At 67.3% G+C, this 21,910-nt stretch carries 21 protein-coding genes; 13 read left to right on the forward strand and 8 right to left on the reverse strand.

The window, feature by feature from the left end:
* Nucleotides 1-10 precede the first annotated feature (10 nt).
* The 3 genes from ACP5M5_RS01870 to ACP5M5_RS01880 are packed head-to-tail and all read left to right on the forward strand — an operon-like array spanning nucleotide 11 to nucleotide 4,346.
* Nucleotides 11-2,767: a molybdopterin-dependent oxidoreductase gene (locus ACP5M5_RS01870; protein WP_427935147.1), complete on the forward strand. Its 2,757-nt coding sequence runs from the start codon at nucleotides 11-13 to the stop codon at nucleotides 2,765-2,767.
* Nucleotides 2,764-3,417: a 4Fe-4S dicluster domain-containing protein gene (locus ACP5M5_RS01875; protein WP_427935148.1), complete on the forward strand. Its 654-nt coding sequence runs from the start codon at nucleotides 2,764-2,766 to the stop codon at nucleotides 3,415-3,417. The genes ACP5M5_RS01870 and ACP5M5_RS01875 overlap by 4 nt, the downstream gene beginning before the upstream one ends.
* Nucleotides 3,414-4,346 carry a hypothetical protein gene (locus ACP5M5_RS01880; RefSeq protein ID WP_427935149.1) on the forward strand — a complete coding sequence of 311 codons (933 nt, stop codon included), beginning with the start codon at nucleotides 3,414-3,416 and terminating at the stop codon, nucleotides 4,344-4,346. The genes ACP5M5_RS01875 and ACP5M5_RS01880 overlap by 4 nt, the downstream gene beginning before the upstream one ends.
* Before the next feature lie 31 nt (nucleotides 4,347-4,377).
* Here the strand turns inward: ACP5M5_RS01880 and ACP5M5_RS01885 are convergent, their stop codons facing one another.
* Both ACP5M5_RS01885 and ACP5M5_RS01890 read right to left on the reverse strand, forming a co-directional pair.
* The gene (locus tag ACP5M5_RS01885) at nucleotides 4,378-4,848 is read right to left on the reverse strand and encodes an Rrf2 family transcriptional regulator (RefSeq protein ID WP_427935150.1); all 471 of its coding nucleotides are present in this window, start codon (nucleotides 4,846-4,848) and stop codon (nucleotides 4,378-4,380) included.
* A gap of 39 nt (nucleotides 4,849-4,887) precedes the next feature.
* The gene (locus ACP5M5_RS01890) at nucleotides 4,888-5,370 is read right to left on the reverse strand and encodes an N-acetyltransferase family protein (protein ID WP_427935151.1); all 483 of its coding nucleotides are present in this window, start codon (nucleotides 5,368-5,370) and stop codon (nucleotides 4,888-4,890) included.
* A 127-nt stretch (nucleotides 5,371-5,497) separates the two neighbouring features.
* Between ACP5M5_RS01890 and ACP5M5_RS01895 the strand changes: the two genes are divergently transcribed.
* From ACP5M5_RS01895 to ACP5M5_RS01930, 8 genes are all read left to right on the forward strand, one after another.
* A complete protein-coding gene (locus tag ACP5M5_RS01895) occupies nucleotides 5,498-7,144 on the forward strand; it encodes a benzoate-CoA ligase family protein (protein ID WP_427935152.1) in 1,647 nt (548 codons plus the stop codon).
* A gap of 90 nt (nucleotides 7,145-7,234) precedes the next feature.
* The gene (locus ACP5M5_RS01900; protein WP_427935154.1) at nucleotides 7,235-7,726 is read left to right on the forward strand and encodes a (2Fe-2S)-binding protein; all 492 of its coding nucleotides are present in this window, start codon (nucleotides 7,235-7,237) and stop codon (nucleotides 7,724-7,726) included.
* On the forward strand, nucleotides 7,723-10,059 hold the full coding sequence (gene hcrA / locus ACP5M5_RS01905; protein WP_427935156.1) for a 4-hydroxybenzoyl-CoA reductase subunit alpha: 2,337 nt from the start codon (nucleotides 7,723-7,725) through the stop codon (nucleotides 10,057-10,059). Before ACP5M5_RS01900 ends, hcrA begins: the two co-directional genes overlap by 4 nt.
* Entirely contained in the window at nucleotides 10,059-11,054 is a 996-nt protein-coding gene (gene hcrB / locus ACP5M5_RS01910; protein ID WP_427935157.1) for a 4-hydroxybenzoyl-CoA reductase subunit beta, read from the forward strand. Before hcrA ends, hcrB begins: the two co-directional genes overlap by 1 nt.
* A gap of 41 nt (nucleotides 11,055-11,095) precedes the next feature.
* Entirely contained in the window at nucleotides 11,096-11,593 is a 498-nt protein-coding gene (locus ACP5M5_RS01915; protein ID WP_427935159.1) for a hemerythrin domain-containing protein, read from the forward strand.
* Nucleotides 11,594-11,640: 47 nt separating this feature from the next.
* Entirely contained in the window at nucleotides 11,641-12,663 is a 1,023-nt protein-coding gene (locus ACP5M5_RS01920; protein ID WP_427935160.1) for a GNAT family N-acetyltransferase, read from the forward strand.
* Between the two features lie 43 nt (nucleotides 12,664-12,706).
* The gene (locus ACP5M5_RS01925; protein WP_427935161.1) at nucleotides 12,707-13,477 is read left to right on the forward strand and encodes an enoyl-CoA hydratase-related protein; all 771 of its coding nucleotides are present in this window, start codon (nucleotides 12,707-12,709) and stop codon (nucleotides 13,475-13,477) included.
* Nucleotides 13,478-13,479: 2 nt separating this feature from the next.
* Nucleotides 13,480-14,226 carry an SDR family NAD(P)-dependent oxidoreductase gene (locus ACP5M5_RS01930; RefSeq protein ID WP_427935162.1) on the forward strand — a complete coding sequence of 249 codons (747 nt, stop codon included), beginning with the start codon at nucleotides 13,480-13,482 and terminating at the stop codon, nucleotides 14,224-14,226.
* Nucleotides 14,227-14,309: 83 nt separating this feature from the next.
* Here ACP5M5_RS01930 and ACP5M5_RS01935 read toward each other — a convergent pair whose 3' ends face one another.
* The 6 genes from ACP5M5_RS01935 to ACP5M5_RS01960 all read right to left on the reverse strand — a co-directional run bounded on the left by ACP5M5_RS01935 (nucleotide 14,310) and on the right by ACP5M5_RS01960 (nucleotide 20,010).
* On the reverse strand, nucleotides 14,310-14,996 hold the full coding sequence (locus ACP5M5_RS01935) for an SDR family NAD(P)-dependent oxidoreductase (protein WP_427935163.1): 687 nt from the start codon (nucleotides 14,994-14,996) through the stop codon (nucleotides 14,310-14,312).
* Entirely contained in the window at nucleotides 14,996-16,459 is a 1,464-nt protein-coding gene (purF, locus tag ACP5M5_RS01940; protein WP_427935164.1) for an amidophosphoribosyltransferase, read from the reverse strand. The genes ACP5M5_RS01935 and purF overlap by 1 nt, the downstream gene beginning before the upstream one ends.
* Nucleotides 16,456-17,058 (reverse strand): CvpA family protein, encoded by a 603-nt coding sequence (locus tag ACP5M5_RS01945; protein WP_427935165.1) that lies wholly within the window; start codon nucleotides 17,056-17,058, stop codon nucleotides 16,456-16,458. Before ACP5M5_RS01945 ends, purF begins: the two co-directional genes overlap by 4 nt.
* 49 nt (nucleotides 17,059-17,107) lie before the next feature.
* Nucleotides 17,108-17,836, reverse strand: a complete 729-nt coding sequence (gene pyrF, locus ACP5M5_RS01950) for an orotidine-5'-phosphate decarboxylase (protein ID WP_427935166.1) — start codon at nucleotides 17,834-17,836, stop codon at nucleotides 17,108-17,110.
* 249 nt (nucleotides 17,837-18,085) lie between these two features.
* Nucleotides 18,086-18,532, reverse strand: a complete 447-nt coding sequence (locus ACP5M5_RS01955; protein ID WP_427935167.1) for a DNA polymerase III subunit chi — start codon at nucleotides 18,530-18,532, stop codon at nucleotides 18,086-18,088.
* Nucleotides 18,532-20,010 (reverse strand): leucyl aminopeptidase, encoded by a 1,479-nt coding sequence (locus tag ACP5M5_RS01960; RefSeq protein WP_427935169.1) that lies wholly within the window; start codon nucleotides 20,008-20,010, stop codon nucleotides 18,532-18,534. Before ACP5M5_RS01960 ends, ACP5M5_RS01955 begins: the two co-directional genes overlap by 1 nt.
* A gap of 81 nt (nucleotides 20,011-20,091) precedes the next feature.
* On the opposite strand from ACP5M5_RS01960, the gene cysQ reads away from it, so the two are divergent.
* Entirely contained in the window at nucleotides 20,092-20,871 is a 780-nt protein-coding gene (gene cysQ / locus ACP5M5_RS01965) for a 3'(2'),5'-bisphosphate nucleotidase CysQ (RefSeq protein WP_427935275.1), read from the forward strand.
* Nucleotides 20,868-21,842 carry an L-threonylcarbamoyladenylate synthase gene (locus ACP5M5_RS01970; RefSeq protein ID WP_427935171.1) on the forward strand — a complete coding sequence of 325 codons (975 nt, stop codon included), beginning with the start codon at nucleotides 20,868-20,870 and terminating at the stop codon, nucleotides 21,840-21,842. The genes cysQ and ACP5M5_RS01970 overlap by 4 nt, the downstream gene beginning before the upstream one ends.
* Nucleotides 21,843-21,910 lie beyond the last annotated feature (68 nt).

Here is a 21,910-nt window from a genome sequence, read left to right on the forward strand (position 1 = left end):
GGGAGCGAAGATGATGTCCAAGCCAGCGAAAAAAGACATCCGTGCGGTGCCGAGCTATTGCTATAATTGCGTCGCCGGTCCCGATTTGATGACGGTACGCGTCGAAAACGGCGTGGCAACGCGCATCGAGCCCTGCCACCAGGCGGCAGCGATCCATCCTGGCCTCGGCCGGGTCTGCGTCAAGGCGTTTGGTCTGGTGCAGAAGACCTATAATCCGCACCGCGTGCTGACCCCGATGAAGCGCACCAATCCGCGCAAGGGCCGCGACGAAGATCCCGGCTTCGTTCCGATTTCCTGGGATGAGGCGCTCGATACCATCGCCGCCCGGCTCCGCGACATTCGTGCGCGCGGCTTGCTGAACGAGGCCGGTTTGCCACGCGTTGCAGCCACCTTCGGCCATGGCGGCACGCCGCAGAGTTATATGGGCACGTTCCCCGCCTTTCTCTCCGCTTGGGGCGCGATCGATTACAGTTTCGGCTCCGGCCAAGGCGTCAAATGCGTCCATTCCGAGCATCTCTATGGCGAGTTCTGGCATCGCGGCTTCACTGTCGCCGCCGATACCGTGCATACGCGCTATATCATCTCGTGTGGCGCCAATGTCGAAGTCTCGGGCGGCGTCTGCGCGGTGCGGCGCCACGCCGATGCGCGCATCCGGGGCGTCAAGCGGGTGCAGGTCGAGCCGCATCTCTCGCCGACCGCCGCCTGTTCGGCCGAATGGGTGCCGATCAAGCCGAAAACCGATGCCGCTTTCCTGTTCGCCCTCATCCATGAGATTTTGTTCGCGCATCCGCGAAGCCGGCTCGATCTCGCCTTTCTCCGCGATCGCACCGCCTCGCCCTATCTGGTCGGCGAAGATGGCTATTATCTGCGCGATCCGCTGAGCCTCAAACCATTGTTGTGGGATGAGATCAGCGCCCGAGCGGTGCCGTTCGACACTGAAGGTGCGCGTCCGGCGCTGGAGGGGTGCTTCACCGTCGCCAACGCGGTAACACGCGGTCCCGACGAGGACATCCGCCCGCGGCCCGATGCCGCCGCCCGCACCGCTTTTGCCGCCATGGTCGACGCCATGGCCCCTTATACCCCAGACTGGGCCGCCGCGGTGTGCGACATCCCGGCCGCGACCATTCGCCGCATCGCCGCCGAGTTCCTCGACCATGCCTGCATCGGCGAGACCATCGAGATCGATGGCGCGACGCTGCCATTCCGCCCCGTCGCCGTGACCCTCGGGAAAACCGTCAATAACGGCTGGGGCGCCTATGAATGCTGCTGGGCGCGCACCATGCTGGCGGTGCTGGTTGGGGCGCTGGAAGTGCCGGGTGGCACGCTGGGGACGACGGTGCGGCTCAACCGGCCGCATGAGAACCGGCTGAAAAGCGTCGAGCCCGGCGAAGATGGTTTCATGGTGGCGCACTTCAACCCGACCGGGCAGAAAGACTGGCAGGCGACGCCAACCGGGCGCAACGCCCATCGCACGCTGGTGCCGATCGTCGGCAATTCGCCCTGGGCGCAGGCGCTCGGCCCGACCCATCTCAGCTGGATGTTCTCTCGCGAGGCCCCGAAAGAATGGCCACACCCGGAATTGCCGGAGATCTGGTTTGCTTTTCGCACAAATCCCGCCATCTCGTTCTGGGATACCGCGGAGATCGGCCGGGCGATGGCGCGCATGCCGTTCATCGTCGCTTTTGCCTATACTTTCGATGAAACCAACCACATGGCCGATATTCTGCTGCCGGAGGCGGGCGACCTCGAAAGCACCCAGGTGATCCGGATTGGCGGCACCAAGTTCGTCGAGCAGCACTGGGCCCATCACGGCGTTGCGCTACGCGCCCCGGCGATCGCACCACGCGGCGAGGCGCGTGATTTCACCTGGATCTCGACCGAGCTTGCCTATCGCACCGGGCTCATCGAACGCTACAACGCCGCCCTCAATCGCGGCGCCGCCGGCGTCCCGCTCGCCGGCGAGGGCTATGATTTCCGCCTGCCGACCGAGCGCGTGCATAATGTCGATACGATCTGGAACGCGGTCTGCAAGGCGGCCACCGCCGAACTCAGCCACGGCGCCGACATCCACGATCTCGACTGGTTCCACGCCCATGGCCATTACGTCGTGCCATTCAAGCGTGAGGACTGGTATCTCTATCCGACCATGACGCGGCTTGGGCTTCGTTTTGAGCTGCCCTATCAGGAACGCTTGCTCCGCGTCGGCGAGGAACTCGGCCGGCGCCTCCATGAACAGAACATCCATTGGTGGGACAGCCAACTCGACGAATACGTTGCCGTGCCGCAATGGCACGACGTGCCGGGCCGCTGGGTGCAGGCGATCCGCGCCCAAGGCGGCGATCCGGCGGATTATCCGCTCTGGGGGATCACCACCAAGGTGATGGCCTACACCACCGGCAATAACGCCGGCATTCCCTTGATGCATGAGGTCAGTGCCAATCTCCGCGGCCATGGCGCGGTGATCCTCAACGCGGCGACGGCGGCTCGCCTCGGCATCGCCGATCACGACTGGGTCGAGGTGCGCTCGCCGACCGGCGCAACGACCGGCCAAGCTTGCTTGGTGCAGGGATGCCGGCCGGACACGGTGGTCATTCCCGGCCAGTTCGCGCACTGGAAAACCCCGTTCGCCAAGGATCTCGCTTTTCCCTCGCTCAATCGGATCATACCGCTGTCGCTCGCCTTGACCGACGCCACTGGCTCGGGCGCCGATGTGGTGCGCGTTGCGGTTTACAAAATCGCGCCGCCGGCGCTGGCAGGTGCGGCATGACCCGCTATGTGATGGTCGCCGATCTCCGCCGCTGCGTCGGCTGCCAGACCTGCACCGCGGCCTGCAAGGAAGGCAACGCAACGCCCCCCGGGGTGCAATGGCGGCGCGTGCTCGATCTCGAGGCCGGCACCTATCCCGAAGTCAGCCGGGTGTTCGTTCCGTTCGGCTGCCAACATTGCGCCAACCCGCCCTGCCTTGAGGTTTGTCCATCGACGGCGACCAAGCAGCGCGAAGACGGCATCATCACCATCGATGACGATCTCTGCATTGGTTGCAGCTATTGCATCATGGCCTGCCCGTATGACGCACGCAGCCTCATCGATCAGCCGCGTTATGCGTTCGGCGAGATGCCAACCGAGGCCGAAGCGGCGCGCCTTAACAAAAGCACGGTCGGGGTGGCCAGCAAATGCACCTTCTGTGCCGGCCGCATCGACGCCGGCACCGCCCGCGGCCTTGTGCCCGGTCGGGATCCGGAAGCGACACCGCTTTGCGTCAATGCGTGCATCTCCGGTGCACTCAGCTTCGGCGACATCGAAGACAAGAGCGGGCCGATCGCCGCGCTGCTCGCGGAAAACCGCTGGTTCCGTCTTCAGGAACGCGAAGGGACCGAGCCTGGCTTTTACTATATCTGGGACAAGGGAACGCTATGAGCGAGCTGATCGCAACCGGCCGGCGGCGCGCCGGTGCCAGCACCGCTTCCCGGCGCCAGCGCTATTGGGACGTGCGCGCGGCGGGGAATTTCATCGGCGGCGGCACGGGGTCGGGGCTGATCGTTGCCGCCGCCGTGGCCGCGGCCAGCGGCGCTTCGTTTCGCGCGACACTTGTGCTCGGCGTTGCCTTAATCGCAGCAGGGCTCGCGCTGGTCTGGCTCGAAATCGGCAAACCCTGGCGCGCGCTTCATGTTTTCTTTCATCCCCGCACCTCATGGATGACGCGTGAGGGGATCGTCGCGGCCGCGGTGATCCCGCTTGGCGTGGTCGCAGCGGCGGTTTCGCGCCCCACTCTCGCGGTGATCACGGCGGCGCTGGCGGTGGGATTTCTCTATTGCCAAGCCCGCATCCTGCGCGCCGCGCGCGGGATTCCGGCGTGGCGGCAGCAGGAGATCGTGGCGCTGATCCTCGCCGCCGGTCTCGCCGAGGGCTGCGCCCTCGCGCTCATCGTCGGGCCGCGGGGCGACGTCGCGCTCGGCCTCGCCTTGGCCGCTGGGCTCGCGCGCGAGCTGGCATGGCGCTTCTATCGCAGCGCTCTCGCGCGGGAGGCGGGCGCGGCGGCGAGTCTTGCGGTGTTCGCGGCACCCACCGCGCGGCGTCTTCGTGCGCTGCACCGCGCGGGTCTCGGCCTGATCGCCGCCGCCCTGGTCACGCCGATTTTTCTTGATCCGGTCCCGATCGTCGCGGTCCTTGCCATGGCGGGTGGCGCGCTGGTTCTGCTCTCAGGCTGGGGTATGAAGGCCCTCCTGATCACCCGCGCCGCCTTCACCCGCACGTTCGTGATCCCGGCAACACCGACCCGCGGCCACCGACCCGACATCCTCTCCGGCGGACGTCGCCGTGGGTTCGAGCGGCGCCGTGCGCCGTAATCCGCACCCCCCTCCGCGCGCCGCCGCCGTCTCAACGGGCGCGCCGCGCGGTTTGCGTCCGACGCGTCGGCTTGATCTCGGCGACGCCCTCCCAAGGGCGCCGCGCGATCAGTTTCAGCATGGTGGAGAGGCTGATCGAGCGCAGCGTCGCCCCGATCTGGGCATCGAGTTCGGCGAGCAAGAAGCGCAGCCCGGCGGCGATGTCCTGGCCCTCGCCCGGCGGCACCGGTTCCTCCGCCTCGACGCCGGTCTCCTCGAACAAACTGATCACGTCCATCAGGGTCAAACGCTTGGCATTGCCGGCGAAGCGATAGCCGCCGCCGACGCCGCGCACCGCGTCCACGAGGCCGGCGCGACCGAGATCGCGCAGCACCTTGGCGAGATGGTGGGCGGAGATGCCATATTTCTCGGCAATCTCCACCGCGGTGCGCTGACGCCCCGGCTCGGCGGCGAGTTCAAGCACCGCATAAAGGGCGAACGCGGTCGCTTTCTGCAGTTTCATGCTGGCGTCACCCGGCGCGCGGGCGAAAACAACGAGCGCTCAGTCAAGACGCATTTCCAATTCGATGAACGGGCCGGCCATCATGCCCTGGCTGCGGAAGAAGGCGTGGACCACCCTATTGTCGCGCGCGACCATGGTGCGGACCCGCTCGACGTCGGCCGCGCGAAAGCGCGCGCAGACGGCAGCGAACAGGCGTGCGCCGAGGCCGCGCACGCGAAGCCGCGGGCGCACCTGCACGGCGAATATCCAGCCACTCGGCGGCGAGCCGAACTCCCAGGCGCGCACTTCACCGATGATGAAGCCATCGATGCGTTGGGGCTCGCCTGCGACCAGAAAAAAGCGCTGATCGCGCCGGCGGGTGCCGAAACGCTCGAACATGTCGTGCCAATACGCTGCCTTGCGCAGACCGGTGACCTCCGCATCGAGCGCGATCACCCCGGCGACATCGGCGAGGGTTGCCGGGCGGATGGTCAGATCCTCGCCGGAGGCCGGCGGCGGTGGCGTCGTACTTCGTCGTGCCATGTCAACTCCCGGGATCGCGAGCGAAATGCCAGCCAATTGCCGTATTGGAGCACGATTTTGCGGCAGCGCCAAGCCGGGGGGGGTCAAGCCGGGAAACCAAGCCGGCGCCCCAGCAGAGGAGAGAAAGATGCAGGATCATAGCGTTCTCGTGACCCCCGCGCCGGACGCGAGCCGGCTTGACTTCGCACCCCGTTTTAACGCCGCCGCCGCGTTCATCGACCGTCCTCTCGCCGAAGGTCGCGGCGCGGCGATCGCCATCCGCACCGAGCGCGAGGAAATCACCTACGCGATGCTCGCCGAGCGCGTCGCACGGGCCGGCAATGCGCTGCTGGCGCTCGGGGTGCCGCGCGGCGGCCGGCTGCTGATGGTGGTGCTCGACGAGCCGGCGTTCTTCTATCTGTTCTGGGGCGCGATCCGCGCCGGGATCGTGCCGGTCCCGGTCAACACCCTGCTGCGCGCTGCTGATTACGCCTGGATGATCGACGATTCGGCCGCCGATGCGCTGGCCTATTCGCCGGAACTCGCCGGCGAGATCACCGCCGCGCTGCGCGCCGCCCACCACCAGCCTGCGGTGGTGTTGCCGACCCGGGGCGATGGCGCGGCCCTGCCGGCGCTGATGGCGGCGGCGGCGGCAACCCTCGATCCCGCCGCCCGCGGCCCCGAGGATGAGTGCTATTGGCTTTATTCCTCCGGCTCGACCGGCCGGCCAAAGGGCGCGATCCATGCCCAGCGCGATCTCGCGGTCGCCTGTCATTATTACGGCATAGAAACTCTCGGACTCCGCCCCGACGATGTGTTTTTCTCGGCCGCCAAACTGTTCTTTTCCTATGGCCTAAGCAACGCCATGGCTTTTCCGCTGTGGGTCGGCGGCACCGCGATCCTGATGGCGGAGCGGCCGACGCCAGAGGCGACCTTCGCCGTCATCGATCGCTTCCGTCCAACCATCTTCTTCGGCGTCCCGACATTATTCGCCCGCCAGATCGCCGAATTTCCTCGCCTCAAGCCCAATCTTTCGTCACTGCGCTTTTGCGTCTCGGCCGGCGAAGCGCTGCCCGCGCATTTGTTCGAAGCCTGGCGCACGTTGACCGGCACGGAAATCATCGACGGCATCGGTTCGACCGAGATGACGCATATGTACATCTCCAACCGCCCGGGCGACGTGCGGCCCGGCAGCACCGGCCGGGCGGTGCCGGGCTATGATCTGAAAATCGTCGATGCGGAGGGCCGCGAGGTAAAGGCCGGCACGCCGGGACGATTGCTCGTGCGCGGCCTCTCGATCGCCAAGTCCTATTGGCGCAATCCCCGGCCGACCACGGTCGATGGCTGGTTCGACACCGGCGACACCTATTGCGCCAATGAAGACGGCACCTACACCTATAGCGGCCGCAGCGACGATATGCTGAAAGTGGGCGGCATTTGGTGCTCGCCGGCCGAGATCGAGGCGGTGCTGATCGAGCATCCCGCGGTATTGGAAGCGGCGATCGTCGGTCGCGCGGATGCCGATAGACTGATCAAGCCGGAAGCCTGGATCGTGCTCAAGAACCAAGACGCGGCGCCGCCGGCCGGGATCGTCGAAGCCCTGGTACGCCACTGCAAAGCCCGTCTCGCGCCCTACAAATATCCGCGCTGGTTCCATTTCGTCGCCGATCTCCCGAAAACCGCGACCGGCAAGATCCAACGCTTCAAGCTCCGCGAGCGTGAGCCCCCCGCTGCATCGGGCACCTCGGTTGCGGGGACTAACGCTCCTGCACCCGGCGAAAGCGCCTTCGTTTGATCTCGATCAAGCATTCGCCAGCGACGCCCTGCTAAATACGCAATGCGGTACCAGTTTAAGTCGATCGCGCGACGAGGGGAGAACGAAGAGATGGAGCGAGACCAGCCATCACCGAAAACCAAAATACGCACCTTTCGCGTCAATGGCCGGGCGCAGGACATTCTCGTCGCCGACGCGACGCTGCTTGTCGACACGCTGCGCGAAACGCTCGGCCTCACCGGCACCAAACAGGGCTGCGATGGCGGCGAATGTGGCGCCTGCACGGTGCTGATCGACGGCAGGCCGCGGCTTGCCTGTCTGACCCGCACCGAGGAATGCGAGGGGCATGACGTCGAGACCATCGAGGGCCTCGCCGAGAATGGTCGCATGAGCCGGCTGCAACGGGCCTTTCATGAACGCCTCGGCACCCAGTGCGGCTATTGCACGCCCGGCATGATCATCGCCGCCGAAGCCCTGCTACGCAGCATCCCCGCGCCCGACGAGACGGCGATCCGCGCTGCCCTCGCGGGCAATCTCTGCCGCTGCACCGGCTATGTCAAAATCATCGAGGCGGTCGCGGATGCCACGCGAGGAGCGCCATGACCGTGATGCGCAACCACCGCGATGTCGTCGGCCAACCGACGCCGCTGATCGACGGCATCGAAAAAGTCATGGGCACGGCGAAATATACCGCCGATCTGCCCGCCGCCGATGCGCTGGTCGGGCGGATTCTGCGCAGCCCCGTGAGCCATGCCCGCATCCGCGGCATCGATACCGCCGCCGCGCGCGCCCTCCCCGGCGTGCGCGCGGTGATCACCGGCGCGGATTGCGCCGCGACCTACGGCGTATTGCCGATCGCGATGAACGAATATCCGCTGGCGCGCGACGTTGTCCGCTATTGCGGCGAGCCGCTGGCGGCGGTCGCGGCGGTGGACGCGCAAACCGCCGCCGCGGCGCTCAAGCTGATCCGCTGCGACTTCGACATTCTCCCCGCCTACGACACGGCCGCTGCGGCGCGCGCACCCGATGCGATCGCGCTGCACGCCGACAAGCCAGGCAATATCGAGCGCGCGGTCCATCACCGCTTCGGCGATGTCGAGGCCGGCTTCGCGCACGCCGATCTGGTGCGCGAACATGTCTATGTTTGCGCCGAGGTCGCGCACGCGCAGATGGAGCGCAACGCCGCCTTGGTCGAATATGATCCGGCGCGCGATTACCTGACGATCTGGAGCACGACGCAGGTGCCCTATTACGTGCATCTGATGCTGGCGCGCTGCCTTGAGATGGAGGCCAGCCGCATCCGCGTCGTCAAGCCGTTCGTCGGCGGCGGTTTCGGCGCCCGGGTGGAGACGCTCAATTTCGAAATCATCGCCGCCCTGCTCGCCCGCGCCGCCGGCGGCAAAGTCAGCCTCAAACTGTCGCGGGAAGAAACCTTTCTCACCCATCGCGGCCGGCCGGAGACCGAAATCCGCCTCAAGCTCGGCATGACCCGCTCCGGCCGGCTGACCGCTTGCGCCGCCGAGGTGGTGCAGCGTGGCGGCGCCTATGCCGGTTACGGGATCATCACCATCCTCTATGCCGGGGCGCTCCTGCAGGGGCTCTACGACATTCCGGCAATCGCCTATGACGGCATCCGGGTTTATGCCAATTTGCCACCCTGTGGGGCGATGCGCGGGCATGGCTCGGTTGATGTCCGCTTCGCCTTCGAATCCCTGCTCGACCGCATGGCGCGCGAACTCGGGCTCGATCCATTCGCGGTGCGGCGGGCCAATCTCCTCGCCGCCCCGACCGAAACCAAGAATGGGCTGCGTATCGAGAGCTATGGCCTCGGAGAGTGTCTCGACTGGGTCGAGCAAGCAAGCCTTTGGCGCGCGCGCCGCGGCCGGCTCGGGCCGGGGCGAGGTCTCGGCATGGCCTGCTCGCATTACGTGAGCGGTGCGGCCAAGCCGATCCACTGGACCGGCGAGCCACATGCCGTTGTTCATCTCCGGCTCGATTTCGACGGCGGCGTCACGCTGCTCACCGGTGCTGCCGATATCGGGCAAGGGTCGAGCACGGTGATGGCCCAGGCCGCCGCCGAAATGCTCGGCATTCGCCTCGACCGGGTGCGGGTGGTGGCAGCCGACAGCATGCTCACCCCGAAAGACAACGGCTCCTATTCCTCACGGGTGACCTTCATGGTCGGCAACGCGACCATCGACGCCGCGCGCGCTTTGCGCGCCCATCTCGTCGCGGCGGCGGCAGCGCGACTTGGCGTGCCGGAGGCGGCGATCAGTTGCGAGAACGAGACATTCTTCGCGAACGATGGCGATCATCCCGCTCTCTCCTTCGCCGAGGTTGCGCAAGCGGCGCTGGCACGCGAAGGCGGCGCAATCACCACCAAGGGCAGCTTCACCTGCCCGGTCGAATTCCAGGGCGGCAAACACAAGGGTGGCGCGGTCGGCGCCACCATGGGCTTCAGCTACGCCGCCCAGGTGGTGGAGGTCGCGGTCGATCACGAGACCGGCATGGTTGCGGTGGAAAAAGTCTGGGTTGCGCAGGATTGCGGCTTCGCGATCAACCCGCTCGCCGTCGAAGGGCAGATCCAGGGGGCGGTGTGGATGGGCATGGGCCAGGCGATCGGCGAGGAAACCCGCTACGAACAGGGACGTGCCGTTCATGCGAGCTTCCTCGACTACCGCGTGCCGACAATCATCGAATCACCGCCGATCGCGCTGCACATCGTCGAAAGCATTGACCCCAACGGGCCGTTTGGTGCGAAGGAGGCGAGCGAAGGCGCGCTCGCCGGTTTTCTGCCGGCGCTCACCAACGCCATCGCCGATGCGCTGGGTTTGGCGATCGACACACTCCCGGTGACGCCGGACCGGATCCTCGAAGCCCTCGCCCAGCGCCAGCGCGCCGAGCGCCTCGCCAAGGCCCGGGAGGAGACCGTCTGATGGAAATCCTGCCCCAATTTGACGTCCTTCGTCCCAGGTCGATCGCGGCGGCGATCGATGACAGCCGGCATTGCCCAGCCAGTCGCTTCATTGCCGGCGGCAGCGATCTCATGGTCAATCTGCGCCATGGTCTCGGCACGCCGGAAACGCTGATCGATCTTCGCCATATTCCCGAACTGCGCGAGATCTCCGCAGGAGAAAACGCGACAGCGATCGGCGCGGCCGTGACACTGGCCGAGCTCGCGGCGAACCCGGAGATCATGCGACGCTATCCCGCCCTCGTCGCCGCCGCAGGCGCGGTCGGCGCCCCGGCGCATCGCGAGGCGGGCACGATCGGCGGCAATCTCTGCCTCGATACCCGCTGTTTGTTCTATAACCGCAGCGCCTGGTGGCGAGAGGCGAACGGCTTCTGCCTCAAACACCAGGGCGAGACCTGCCATGTCGCCCCGACCGGAAAGCGCTGTCACGCCGCCTTCAGTGGCGATCTCGCGCCGGCCCTGCTCGTCCATGGCGCCGAGATCGAGATCGCCGGGGCGGCGGGACTGCGCCGCGCGCCGCTCGCCGATCTCTATGTCGAGGACGGCGCCGCGCATCTCCGTCTTGCGCGCGGCGAATTCCTGGTCCGCATCCACCTGCCCGCCGATCCCTGGCCGGCGGCCTATGCCAAAGCGCGGGCGCGCAGGGCGATCGATTTTCCGCTCGCCGGCGTCGCCGTCGCCCTGCGCGCCGAGGCGGGAACGATCACCGGGCTTCGGGTCGCGCTCACCGGCACCAACGCCCGCCCCTTCCTGCTCACCGGCGTCGAGGCTTTGGAAAACGCGTGCATCGATGCCGCCTGGCTCGATCGGTTGGCGAAACTGGTACAAAAGCAGGTTTCGCCGATGCGCACGACCTTGTTGGCGGCGCACTATCGCCGCCGCGTCGCGAGCGCGCTCGCGCAGCGTCTGGCCCGCGCGCTCGCTGGCATGGCCACGGATAACACTGCAGCAGCCTGAACTTTGACGCGACGACGCGCAAAAAGACGAGGAAGCGAACCATGCAAACCCATATCACGCGAGCCCTCCACGACGATCACCTGGCGGCGCTGACGCTGATCGAGCGGCTCGACACCCTGCTCGGCCGGCATCACCCGGATTATGCGCCGGCCGCCGCAACGCCGGCGGTCGCGGCGCTGCTCCGCGACTGCGACCACGCCATCGCGCTCGAGATCGGCCCGCATTTCGACTTCGAGGAAGCCGAACTGTTCCCGCGCCTTAACGCCGCCGGCGCGGCGGCGATGGTCGCGTTGCTGACCGAGGAGCACGCGCACATCCGCCCGCTCGCGCAAACCCTCACCGCCCTCACGCGACAGGGCCAGTCGCGTGGCTTCACCGCCGCGCTCTGGCGAGACTTCCGCGCGACCGGCGCCGATTTTTCCGGCCAGCTCGCCGCGCATATCGCGAAAGAGGAGATGGGCATGCTGCCAGCGCTCGACGATATCCTCGATATCGAAACCGATGCAGAACTGGCGCTGATATTTGCAAGCCGACGCTGAGCGTGCGGCCAGACGAGCCCGGCACGAGAGTGGAGGAAACAAAGACCATGGCCGACATCGCACCCACCGCTTCCGCGACCATCGCGGGCATCGCCATCCGGCCGCTGACTAGGGGCGATCTCGAGACCGTCATCGCGATCGATCGCGCGCGGTCCGGGCGCAGCCGGCGCGGCTTCTTCACGCGCCGACTGACGCACGCGGCGCAAGATCCGTTGGGCTTCGTCGCTCTTGCCGCTGAGCGTGATGGGCGGCTCATCGGTTTCGTACTGGCACGCCTCTATGAGGAAGAATTTGGCACGACCTCGCGCGAAGCGACGCTCGATGCCATCGGCGTTGACCCCGCGCTCGCCCGCCAGCATGGCATCGGACGCGCCTTGATCGATCATCTCGTCGTCGCTTTGCGCGCGCGCGGCGTCGGCGAACTCGCGACCCAGGTCGATTGGATGGAGGTCGACCTTCTCGGCTTTTTCGCGCGCAGCGGCTTCGTTCTTGCAACGCGGCTCGTTCTCTCGCGCCCGAGTGGCGCGCGCCTGCCCGCCGCCACGCCAGTCGCACGCCTGCCCCGCGCCGATCACGACACCGATTACAGCGCCGCCGACAGCGACTATTCCCAATCCCTCGCGCACGACCGGCTGCCAGTCCGTTCGATGGACCGCGCCGATCTTACGGCGATCATCGAGATCGACCGCCGTATCACCGGTCGGAGCCGCGCCGCCTACCTCGCGCGCAAGCTCGAGGAAGCGTTTACCGAATCGGCCGTGCGAATGTCGCTGGTGGCCGAGATTGACGGCCATCCGGCCGGCTTCATCATGGCGCGCGTCGATGATGGAGAATTCGGCCATCCCGAAAGGGAAGCCGTGCTCGACACCATCGGCGTCGATCCGCGCCACGGGCATCACGGGGTGGCGACGGCGCTGTTGTCACAATTGATGATCAATCTCACCGCGCTGCGCATCGAGAGTCTGCGCACCGAAGCCCATTGGAACCAATTCGGTCTGCTCAGCTTTCTCGACCGCAGCGGGTTTGCGCCGCTCCACCGCCTCGCGCTCCGCCGCCCGCTGAGAAATTGAGCGCAAAGATCGATCGTCATCGCGCGGGCGGGGAGGGTATTTCATGTTTGCGTGCGCTGTCACTGAGGGTGTCGCCACCGTGACCATGAATGCACCACCGGTCAACGCGATGAGCGATGCCTGGGTGGCCGGGTTTGTCCGTCTGCTTGACGCGTTGGAAGCGCGCGTGGACTGGTCGGTTCTGCATCTGCGCAGCGCCCTCAAGATCTTTGCCGCAGGAGCCGATCTCAAGGAGATGCGGGCGCGCTTCGCGGTTGCTGACGGGGTTGCGGCGCAACTTGCGGCGGTCCGTGGCTACCAAGCGCTGTTCGCGCGGATCGAGGCGTTGCCGCGTGTGACATTGGCAGAAATCGGCGGTTCGGCGCTGGGGGGCGGGCTGGAGCTTGCGCTTGCTTGCGATCTGCGGGTGGCGGCGTGGGAGGCAAAGCTCGGCCTGCCGGAGTTGCGGCTGGGCCTGCTGCCGGGTGCCGGCGGCACCCAGCGCCTGACCCGGCTGTGCGGCCGCGCGGCTTCGCTGCGGCTGATCCTGGGTGCCGAAATGGTGGATGGCGCGGAGGCGGAGCGGCTCGGGTTGGTGCAGTGGGGCGCGCCGTTCTCCGAACTTCCCGCGGCGGCAACCGCGATTGCCCGGCGCTACGCCGCCCTGCCAGCGCACGCGGTCGCCGCCGCGAAATCATGCATCACCGCCGCCTCCGATCCGGCACGAGACGGCTTCCGCGAGGAGATCGAGCAAACACACGCCCTGTTGCACGAAGACAGGACGCGCGTGCTCGTGCGTGGGTTTCTTGATCGATCCGACCGTAATGGGGCGTAGAAATGGAAATGAAGGATTACACTGTCGTCCTCACCGGCGGGGCATCTGGCATCGGCAAGGCGACGGCGCTGCTTCTCGCCAGGGAAGGCGCGCGCGTGTTCATCGGCGACGTGAACGAGGCCGCTGGCCGCGCGATGGCAGAGGAAGCGCGTGGGCAGGGCCTCGCCGTCACTTGGATGCCTCTGGAGCTGACCGATCCGGCCTCGGTGGCGGGCTTCGCCGAGGCGGTGCAACGGCAGGCGGAACGCGTGGACGGCCTCGTCAATGCCGCCGGGTGGGATATCATCCAGCCATTCCTGCAGAATACGCCGGAGTTCTGGGACCGGGTGATGGGTATCAACCTGCTCGGGGCCATTCGCCTGACACGCCTGATACTGGAGAAAATGGTCGACGGTGGCCGCGCCAAAATCGTCAACGTCGCGAGCGATGCCGGCCGCGTCGGCAGCATGGGCGAGACGGTGTATGCCGCAGCGAAAGGCGGGCTGATTGCCTTCACGAAGTCGCTGGCGCGCGAGATGGCACGCAACCGGATCACCGTGAACTGCGTTTGCCCCGGTCCGACCGACACGCCGCTGTTTCATGCGCAGCCGGAGAAGATGCGCGAGGCCCTGATCCGCGCCATCCCCCTGCGGCGCGTGGCGCAGCCGGAAGAGATCGCGGAGGCGGTGATGTTTTTCCTCGGGCGCCGGTCGGATTATATCACGGGTCAGGTGCTGAGCGTCAGCGGCGGCCTCACGATGGCCGATTGAGCCGGGGCAGCGCCACCCTCTGACCCGATCTCATTTATCTGAAGTCAAAAGAAGATTTTTTATTTATTCCCGCTCACGCTCACTCACGCCAAACACAATGCCACCAAGCGTGGCGCGATGGTTTCCGGGCGGGGGAGGGTTTTGGGGTCTTCGCCGGGCATGGCGGCGGCGCGCAGACGGGTTGCCATCGGGCCGGGATTGAAGAGTTCGACGCGGAGCCGCCCACCCTCGATCTCGGCGGCCCAGGCGCGGACCAGGTTGGCGGCACCGGCCTTGGTCGCGCCATAGGCGCCCCAATAGGCGCGGGGGGTTGCGGCGGGATCGTCGGTGACGAACACCGCCCGCCCGGCCTCGGCGATAGCAAGCAGCGGGCCGCAACTGCGGATCAAGCGCCAGGTGCTCGCGAGATTGACCGCGACGACGTCCGCCCAATCCTTGGGTAGGATATGCGGCGCCGGGGTCAGCCGCCCAAGGCTTGCCGCGCAATGGACCAAAATATCGAGCCGGCGGAAGCGCTCGAATAGGCTCGGCCCGAGCGCATCGAGCGCCTCGCCATTTTCGAGATCGAGCGGCAGCAGCGTCGCCTGCCCGCCTGCGGCGCGGATCAGATCGTCGGTCTCCTCGAGCCCGCCCTGGCTCCGCGCCGTGATCACCAGATGGGCGCCGGCGCGCGCGAGTTGGATAGCGACGGCGCGGCCGAGGCCGCGGCTCGCCCCGGTGACGAGGGCGATGCGGCCGGCGAGCGGCAGCGCCGGCGCGGTATCCGCCATCAATGATGCTCGGCCAGCAAGCTGAGCTGGCGGCTTTCGTTGTCGATCTGGTCGGCGAGCGGGATCGGGTAGTCGCCGGTGAAGCAGGCATCGCAGTAATACGGCGCCGTCTCGTCGCGCCCGTCGCGGCCGAGGGCGCGGTAAAGCCCGTCGATCGAGATGAAGGCGAGGCTTTCGACGCCAATCAGCCGCGCCATCGCCGCAAGATCGTGGCGGGCAGCGAGGAGTTGGTTCTGCTCGGGCGTATCGATGCCGTAAAAGCAGGAATGCGTCGTCGGCGGCGAGGAGATGCGCAGATGCACCTCGCGCGCGCCGGCGGCGCGGACCATTTCGACGATCTTGCGGCTCGTCGTGCCGCGCACGATCGAATCATCGACCAGCACCACGCGCCGGCCTTCAAGCACCGGGCGATTGGCGGAATGTTTGAGCCGCACGCCGAGATGGCGGATCTGATCGGTCGGCTCGATGAAGGTGCGGCCGACATAATGGTTGCGGATGATGCCGAGTTCGAACGGGATGCCGCTTTCCTCGGCGTATCCCATCGCCGCCGGCACCCCGGAATCGGGCACCGGCACCACGACATCGGCCGCGACCCCGCTTTCGCGCGCGAGTTCGACACCGATGGCTTTGCGCGCCGCATAGACCGGCACCCCTTCCATCACCGAATCGGGACGGGCGAAGTAAATATATTCAAAAACACAAAAACGCGGGCGGTTGCGCCCAAACGGCTTGATGGAATGGACGCCGGCATCGTCGATCACCACCACCTCGCCGGGTTCGACGTCGCGCACGAATTCGGCGCCGACGATATCGAGACCGCAACTCTCGCTGGTCAGCACCCAGCCAGTGCCGAGCCGGCCGAGAATGAGCGGGCGCACGCCGAGCGGGTCGCGCGCGCCAAACAGCGCCTCCTTGGTCAGCGCGACCAGGCTATAAGCGCCGACCACCTGTTTCAACGCGTCGATCAGCCGGTCGACGACGGTGGAATAGAGGCTGATCGCGATGAGATGAACGAAGACTTCGGAATCGGTGGTGGACTGGAACAGGCAGCCACGCCGGACCAGGGCACGACGCAGGCTATGGGCATTGGTGAGATTGCCGTTATGGCCGACGGCGAGGCCGCCGAACTCGAAATCGCCATAGAGCGGCTGGACGTTGCGGAGCACCGTCTCGCCGGTCGTTGCGTAGCGGTTGTGCCCGATCGCATGTGGCCCGGGGAGACCGGCGATCACCTTGGCGTCGCCGAAATTATCGCCGACCAGGCCGAGCCCGCGATGGGAGTGAAATTGCTGGCCGTCATAGCTCACGATGCCGGTCGCTTCCTGGCCGCGATGCTGGAGCGCGTGCAGGCCGAGCGCGGTCAGCGCCGCCGCGTCGGTTGCGTTCCAGACGCCGAAAACGCCGCATTCCTCATGCAAGGTATCGTCGTCGGCGTCGCGGGGGGCTAGGGGGTTCGGCATCATCGCGATCCTGTCTCCTCTGCCGCGCGCGCCGCGCGGGCGCCGAGCGCGTAGCCGGCGGGGGCGGCGCGCAGCAAATCCTCGATCCCGAGCGCGTGCTGCTCCGGCGGCAGCGCAAGGCGTGGGCGGAACTCCGCCGGCAGCTCTCCGATCGCCCATTGCGCGCCGCGTGAGATATAGGGAAGGCTGCGCGCCGCCAAAACCGGCGAAGGCCAGCGTTCCGGGGGTAGCAGCATCCCAGCGATGATATAGGCGACGACCAGCAGCGCGACACCGCGCACGATCCCGAAAACGAGGCCGAGCGTGCGGTCGAGCCCGCCGAGGAGCGAGGTGCGGACGACGCGGGCGAGGGTGCCGGCGATCAGCGAAAACACGATCAGCCCGGCGAGAAAGACGAGGGCGAAAGCGACCGGATCGGCGATGCCGATATCCGGGATCCATTCGCGCACATGCGGGCGAGCAAGCTCGAAATAATGGGTCGCCAGCACCGCCGCCCCCACCCAGGCACCGATGCCGAGCGCCTCGCGCACGAAGCCGCGCCCAAAGGCGAGCAGGGCCGAGACCGCCACCACGCCGAGCGCCGCGAGATCAACCCATGTCATGACGGGAAGCTATACACGGGCGAGAAGGGCACGGCGAGAGGGGGCGCGCTCACGCCGCCGCCATCTCGGCGATGATCGCGCGCGCCGCAGCGCTGGGGTCGGGGGCGGCGACGATCGGGCGACCGACGACGAGATAATCGGCGCCCCGCGCGATCGCCGCCCGCGGTGTCGCCAGCCGCTGATGATCATCGGCGCTGCTCGCCGCCGGGCGGATGCCGGGGGTTGCGATCAGCAGATGCTCGGCGCCGATGGCGCGGCGGATGGCGTTGGGATCGTCGGCGGCAGCAGCGATGATGCCATCGCACCCGGCCTCGACGGCGGCGCGGGCGCGGCGGCGCACCAATTCCTGCGCCGAAACCCCCACCCCCATCTCGGCCAGTGCCGCGTCATCGAGGCTGGTGAGCACGGTGACCGCGAAGATCTGCAACGGCGCCGCGCCGCGCGCCGCGACCGCCGCCGCCATGATCCGCCGATCGCCATGAACCGTGATCAGGCTCGCCCCGCGCGCGGCGGCGATGGTGACGGCGCGGCTCACGGTTTCCGGAATGTCATAGAGCTTGGCATCGAGAAAGAGCCGCCGCCCATCCCGCGTCAGCCGGGCGATGAGGCCATCGACGCCAGGGGCAAAGAGCAGGCCAAGCCCGAGCTTGAAAAACGACACCTCGCCCGCGAGCCGCTCCGCCATCGCCTCGGCCTCGGCGATGCTCGCGAGATCGAGGGCGACGATCAGCCGCTCCACCATCGTCCCCGGAACCTCGCGTCCCACGTTGCCTGCCATATCTTTCCTTTCCCGCTTGCCGGCCGTCGAGGAACACCGAAACCGGCGCGATGGCAAGCCTCTCATGCGCCGGGTGTGCAGGATTTAGAGAGATTCTTCTTTTTCTGAAGAAAAAGAAACAAAAAGACGTTTGTCCCGATTTCTCGGAGTTGCCAATGCCTCGGCGCGGGCAGTGCCGCAGGCACTGCCCCACGGAGAAAAAAGTTTTTTTGGTTCTTTTTTTTCAAAAAAGAACGATCTTTCTAGCTCTTACGCCTTCTTCTCCCACCCCCGCGCACCCTGCTGCCAGTAGGTGACAGCGTGCCCGGCGGCTTTGCATGCCTGCCACCGCAGCCGCGCCGCGGCCAGCGCCGCCTCGTCATTGCCGTCGAAAAGATCGAAGACGCGGGTAAATTGCTCAAGCCGGGCGCTTTCGGCGCCGTCGATCAGAAACAGGAAACCGGCGCCGTTCGGCGCTTCGTCGGCGAGCGTGAGCCAGATCGGCTGAAGATCGGCGTTGCCGGAGGCGCTCGTCCCGTGTGGCAGCCAATCGGGGCTGGCGGCGCGCCACAGCGCATCGTCGAGGGCGGCGAGGCGCTCTTCGCTGCCGACCCGAATGACGGCGCGTTCGCCCAAAGCCAGGGTGCGGCCAAGCAGCGCCGGCAAGGCCTGTTCGGGGCCGGCGCGGAGCAGGTGATAAAACGCGATCTCGGCCATCAGCCCTCGTAAAACCGCGCAACCAGCCGATCGAGCAGACGCACCCCGAAGCCGCTCGCGCCCTTCGCCGCCAAGGGCGAGTCTTTTTCCGACCACGCCATCCCGGCGATGTCGAGATGCGCCCAGGGCGTGCCATTGCGCACGAAACGCTGCAGGAACTGCGCCGCGGTGATGGCGCCGGCCGGCCTTCCGCCGACATTTTTCATGTCGGCGATATGGGATTTGATCAGCCGGTCATAGGCCTCGGCGAGCGGCATGCGCCAGAGCTTGTCGCCGCTCATGCGCCCGGCTTCGAGGAGGCGGTTGGCGAGTTCGTCGTCATTGGCGAACAAACCCGCATGTTCATGGCCGAGCCCGACGATGATCGCCCCGGTAAGGGTCGCGAGATCGATCATCAGGCGGGGGGAAAATTCCTCCTGACACCAGGACATCAGATCGGCGAGCACTAGCCGCCCTTCGGCGTCGGTATTGATCACCTCGATGGTCTGGCCGGAATGGCTCGTCACCACGTCGCCGGGGCGCTGGGCGGTACCGGAGGGCATGTTTTCGACGAGACCAAGGAGGCCGATCGCATCCACCTTGGCCTTGCGCCGCGCCAGCGTTGCCATCAGCCCGGCAACCGTGCCGGCGCCGGCCATATCCCATTTCATGTCCTCCATGCCGGCGGCGGGCTTGATGCTGATACCGCCGGTATCGAAGGTGACGCCCTTTCCGATGAAGGCGAGCGGTTTCTGGTCCTTTTTGCGCGCGCCACTGCCATGCCAGCTGATTGCGACGACGCGCGGCTCATTGGCGCTGCCTTGCGCGACGCCGAGCAGCGCGCCGAAGCCGAGCTTGGCGAGCGCCTTGGGCTCGAACACCTCGATTTTCAGGCCGAGTTCGCCGAGTTTCTCGACCCGGTCGGCGAATTCCGCCGGGGTCAGGACATTGGCCGGCTCGCTCACCAGATCGCGGGTGAAAAACACCCCCTCGGCCAGCGCTTCCAGCGGTGCATAGGCGGTTTTCACCTTCTCCGGCCCCTCGGCGAGCACGCTGAGCCGGGCGAGCTTCGGCTTGTCCTCCGGCTTTTCACGGGTGCGGTAGCGATCGAAGCGATAGCCCCGCAGCACCGCGCCATGGGCGGCCTCGGCAAGCAGATCGGGCGCGAGCCCGGGCGCGGCGAGCGCCAGCGTCTCCGCCTGGGTGAGGAGAGCAAGGCCGCGCCCGCCGGCTTCGGCGGCGCCGAGCGGGGTGATCTCGGCGCGTTTGCCGAGCCCGACCAGGGCGAGATGCGAGAGCCCGGCGCCGGGCGCAATCAGCGAGAGCGTCTGGCCCTTGCCGCCCTTGAAGCCAGCGACCGCGATCGCCCGCGCGATCGCGCCGCCGGTCGCGGCATCGGCCTCCGCCCAAAGCCCGGCTTGCGGCTCATCCTCGGCGACCAACAGCAGGAGACCGCCGGCCTTCGGCAGGGCCGGCTTGGCGAAAACGACGTCGAGCATCGGGAACTCCTTCCCCAGGTGATTTTGCCGCAGTCTAGCAGCCACTTGCCGCTATGCCAGAGGGCAGCCTACATGCGGGTGATGGATAATCCCGCGCTGCTCGCCCTCGCCGCCGCCCTCGCCGCCGATGCCGCGCGGCTCATCCTCGCGGTGCGCGCGCGCGGCTTCGCGGTCACTCGCAAAGAGGATTTCTCCCCGGTGACCGAGGCCGATCGCGCCGCCGAGGCGCTGATCACCAACGGGCTCCGCGCCGCCACCCCAGAGATTCCGGTGATCGCCGAGGAAGAAGTCGCCGCCGGCCGCATCACCGCCATTGGCGCGCGCTTCTGGCTGGTCGATCCGCTCGATGGCACCCGTGAATTCGCCGCCGGCGACGCGGCGTTCACCGTCAATATCGGCCTCGTCGCGGATGGGGCGGCGATCCTCGGCGCGGTCGCGGTGCCGGCGAGCGGCGAGATGTTCGGCGGCATCGTCGGCGCCGGCGCCTGGAAGCGGCAAAACGGCGCGCAGCATCCGATCGCGACCCGCGCGCCGCCGCCGGAGGGGCTCGTGGTGCTCGCCTCGCGCCATCATGACGATGATCCGGCGCTTGCCGCCGTGCTCACCGGCAAACCGATCGCCGCGATCGAAAAGCTCGGCTCGGCGGTGAAATTCTGCCGCCTCGCCGAAGGGCGGGCGGATTTCTATCCCCGCCTCGGGCCAACCATGGAATGGGACACGGCGGCGCCGCAAGCGGTGCTGGAAGCGGCCGGCGGCGCCGTGCTCGACGCCGCCGGCGCGCCGCTCCGCTATGGCAAGCCAGGGTTTTTCAACCCGCCGTTCTTCTGCCACGGCCGCGCCCCGGCGGCCGCGCCGCGATGACCGAACGCCTTGCCGCCGATGCCGCCGGGATCGCCCGTGCCGCAGCCCTCCTGTGCGCCAGCGAGACCGTCGCCTTCCCGACCGAAACCGTCTATGGCCTCGGCGCCGATGCGACCGATGCCGGCGCGGTCGCGGCGATTTTCGCGGCCAAGGGGCGGCCGCGCTTTAACCCGCTGATCGCGCATTACGCGAGTGCGGCAGCGGCGTTCGCCGATGTCGTCGCAACCCCACTCGCCGAACGCCTGGCGCAGGCCTTCTGGCCCGGGCCGCTGACGCTGGTGCTGCCGCGGCGCGCGACAAGCGTCGTCGCCGATTTGGTGAGCGCTGGGCTTTCGACGCTCGCCGTGCGCGTCCCCGCCCATCCCGTCGCCCTGGCGCTGCTCGCCGCCGCCGCCCACCCGGTCGCGGCGCCCTCGGCCAACCGCTCCGGCCGCGTCAGCCCGACCACGGCGGCGCACGTCCTCGCCGAACTCGAAGGCAGGATCGCCGCGGTGATCGATGCCGGCGAATGCCCGGTCGGGGTCGAATCGACGGTGCTCGATCTCACCGGCGCGCGCCCGCGTCTTCTCCGCCCCGGCGGGATCAGCCTCGAAGCCCTCGCCCCCTTCCTCGGCGCGCTGGACGCGGCGCCGCTTGCCGACGCGGGGCAGCCGCTGGCTCCCGGCATGTTGAAAAGCCATTACGCGCCAACGCTGCCGCTGCGGCTCGGGGCGCGCGAGGTTGCCGGCGACGAGGCGCTGCTCGCCTTCGGCCCGCCGCTACCGGGAGCGGCATTGGTGTTTCAGCTCAGCGCCACGCGAAACCTCGAGGAAGCGGCGGCTCGGCTCTATGCCGGGCTTCGCACGCTCGACGCCGAGGGCGGGCGGCGCGGCCTTGCCGGCATCGCCGCGATGACCATTCCCGAAATCGGGCTCGGATGCGCGCTCAATGATCGCCTGGCCCGCGCCGCATATCGCGACACAAAAGATTAATTTTACTGATGTGTTCTAAAAAAAAAGACGCAATCCCTAAATTTGGCCTCGGCATCCCGGGGGAAATG

Origin of the sequence: Acidibrevibacterium sp. (assembly GCF_049965395.1) — a bacterium.
GTDB lineage: Bacteria > Pseudomonadota > Alphaproteobacteria > Acetobacterales > Acetobacteraceae > Acidibrevibacterium > Acidibrevibacterium fodinaquatile.